The following is a 2,655-nucleotide window of genomic DNA, read 5'->3' as shown; positions in this document are numbered from 1 at the left end:
TGAATGCGATGGAGAATGCGACAAACAACGCTAAGGAGCGCGTATCGCAGTTAAATTTAGCATACAACAAAGCCAGACAAGGCTCTATCACGACTGAGCTTATCGAGATCATAAGCGGCGTCGAATCAATGAAATGAAAGGAAAACGGATGAAAGGAATAATTTCTCAGGTAATGGGTCCCGTGGTCGATGTCGATTTCAAGGACTACTTGCCGAAGATTAATGAAGCTATCGAAGTTAAATTTGACGTCGAAGGCGCTCATCGTAGGCTGATCCTAGAGGTAGCCGCGCACCTTGGAGACAATCGCGTCCGCACGATTGCTATGGATATGAGCGACGGACTGAGGCGAGGACTTGAGGCTACGGCTCTTGGCGCGCCTATTACGGTGCCTGTGGGCGAGAAGGTTTTGGGCAGAATTTTTAATGTCACGGGCGATCTGATCGACGAAGGCGAGGATGAAAAATTTGAAACCCGCTGGTCGATCCACAGAGATCCGCCTAGCTTTGAAAATCAAAGCACGAAGAGTGAAATTTTTGAAACCGGCATTAAGGTAGTCGATCTGCTAGCCCCTTACGCGAAGGGCGGCAAGGTAGGCCTATTCGGCGGTGCTGGCGTCGGCAAGACCGTCATCATCATGGAGTTAATCCACAACGTCGCTTTCAAACATAGCGGCTACTCCGTATTTGCGGGTGTCGGCGAGCGAACGAGAGAGGGAAACGACCTTTATAACGAGATGAAAGAATCGGGAGTTCTGGATAAGGTCGCCTTGACCTACGGTCAGATGAACGAGCCGCCGGGGGCGAGAAATCGCATCGCGCTAACCGGTCTTACGATGGCCGAGTATTTCCGCGATGAGCTAGGGCTTGACGTTTTGATGTTTATTGACAATATCTTCCGCTTCTCGCAGTCAGGTTCGGAGATGTCCGCGCTTTTGGGACGAATTCCGTCCGCGGTCGGTTATCAGCCTACGCTTGCTAGCGAAATGGGTAAATTACAGGAGCGCATTACTTCTACTAAGAAGGGCTCCATTACCTCCGTTCAGGCCGTTTATGTACCTGCGGATGACCTTACTGACCCCGCGCCGGCAACCGTTTTCGCGCACCTTGATGCGACGACTGTTTTAAACAGAGCGATTGCCGAAAAAGGAATTTATCCTGCCGTCGATCCGCTTGATTCGACCTCAAGAATGCTTGATCCACAAATCATCGGCGAGGAGCATTACAAGGTCGCTCGCGGCGTCCAAGCGGTGCTTCAGAAATATAAAGATTTGCAAGACATTATCGCGATTTTGGGTATGGACGAACTTAGCGAAGAGGATAAGCTCGTAGTCGAGCGCGCTAGAAAGATCGAACGCTACCTATCTCAGCCGTTTTTCGTAGCCGAGGTATTTACCGGAAGTCCGGGCAAATATATCTCGCTAGAGGAAACTATCGCTGGCTTTAAGGGAATTTTAGAGGGCAAATACGACGATCTGCCGGAGAATGCCTTTTATATGGTGGGAAATATCGACGAGGTAGTAGCAAAAGCTGAAAAGATGAAAGCATAGGAATTTTAAGATGAAAGAATTTTTGCTTTTAGATATCGTTACGCCCGAAGGGATGGTCTTTTCTGGCGAAGTCAAATCCGTCCAACTCCCCGGCATTACTGGCGAAATGGGTATTTTGCCGGGTCATGCGAGCTTGCTAACGGGGCTTAAAGATAAAAGCGAAGGCGGAGTCGTTGAGATCGTAGATAAAGATGGCAAAAAGCAGCTTGTTTTGGTAAACGACGGATTTTTGGAAGTTACAGAAGAAAAAACTACTATTCTAGCCACTCAAGCCGTAGCTATCGGAGGTGATAGCGAAAGCGCCGTAGCAAAGTCTTTGCAGCGAGCCAAAGATATGCTTGCGTCCATTAGCTCCGATGCGGCAAATTCCGCAGCGATAATGGCTAGAGTCGACGAATTCGCAAGGCAAAGTTAAATATGCTAGATCTAATTTTAAGTTATTTTACTAGAAGCACGTTTATTACGATATTCGTGCTTTCTTGGTTATCCGTCTATTTTATCGTCACTTTTACGATTTTGATCTCCACATCCTTACGCCCCGAAAGCAAAGCCGACACCGCACGCAAACGCAGCTTGTCTATCTCATCGTTGATGGCCAAATCTTTCTCGATATAGGTATCTGTGGTGGGCAAATAGGCTTCGGGCTGATAATAGTCGTAGTACGACACGTAATATTCAACTGCATTGTTGGGAAAGAAGCTCTTCATTTCCTCGTAAAGCTGCGCCGCCAAGGTTTTGTTATGGCTCAAAACAAGTGTGGGCACGTTGTGTTGGGCAATAACATTGGCCATAGTAAACGTCTTACCCGACCCAGTAACGCCCAGCAAAACCTGCGACATGTCACCCCTTTCCAATCCTTCCGTAAGCTGTTTGATGGCTTCCGGTTGGTCGCCAGTAGGCTTATATTTCGACGTAAGTTTAAATTCCATAAGTGCAAAATTACAAAAAACATCCGCTCAAATTGCTAAAAATCGCTTTTTATACTTTGTAAATAAGCGAAATATGTGTATTTTTGCAGTTCAAAAACAAGAACAAAATAATGAAGAAGCCATTGCTCATCGTTTCGACGGCCGCTTTACTGCTTTCTAGTTGTGCACAAGAATTTAACC

General features: G+C 46.9%; 4 protein-coding genes and 1 pseudogene. 4 read left to right on the top strand and 1 reads right to left on the bottom strand.

Features of this window, described 5'->3' with window-relative positions:
- The 3 genes from Q0277_RS06605 to atpC all read left to right on the top strand — a co-directional run.
- Window positions 1-137, top strand: a 137-nt coding sequence (locus tag Q0277_RS06605; RefSeq protein ID WP_297996676.1) for a F0F1 ATP synthase subunit gamma, incomplete at its 5' end; no start/stop codon positions are given.
- 11 nt (window positions 138-148) lie between these two features.
- Window positions 149-1,546, top strand: a complete 1,398-nt coding sequence (gene atpD, locus Q0277_RS06600) for a F0F1 ATP synthase subunit beta (RefSeq protein ID WP_295151010.1) — start codon at window positions 149-151, stop codon at window positions 1,544-1,546.
- 10 nt (window positions 1,547-1,556) lie between these two features.
- Complete coding sequence (gene atpC, locus Q0277_RS06595) at window positions 1,557-1,961, top strand: ATP synthase F1 subunit epsilon (RefSeq protein ID WP_291938303.1); 405 nt, start codon at window positions 1,557-1,559, stop codon at window positions 1,959-1,961.
- A gap of 127 nt (window positions 1,962-2,088) precedes the next feature.
- Here the strand turns inward: atpC and Q0277_RS06590 are convergent.
- Window positions 2,089-2,475: pseudogene (locus tag Q0277_RS06590) on the bottom strand (DEAD/DEAH box helicase family protein); the annotation flags it as partial.
- On the opposite strand from Q0277_RS06590, the gene Q0277_RS06585 reads away from it, so the two are divergent.
- Complete coding sequence (locus Q0277_RS06585; protein WP_297996678.1) at window positions 2,420-2,635, top strand: hypothetical protein; 216 nt, start codon at window positions 2,420-2,422, stop codon at window positions 2,633-2,635. The pseudogene Q0277_RS06590 and the gene Q0277_RS06585 overlap by 56 nt on opposite strands.
- Window positions 2,636-2,655: the final 20 nt, after the last annotated feature.

The sequence above is a fragment of the uncultured Campylobacter sp. genome (genome assembly GCF_938030815.1).
GTDB lineage: Bacteria > Campylobacterota > Campylobacteria > Campylobacterales > Campylobacteraceae > Campylobacter_B.
The sequence above is the reverse complement of the archived record's forward strand: the minus strand, read 5'-3'. Positions and strand labels throughout refer to the sequence as shown.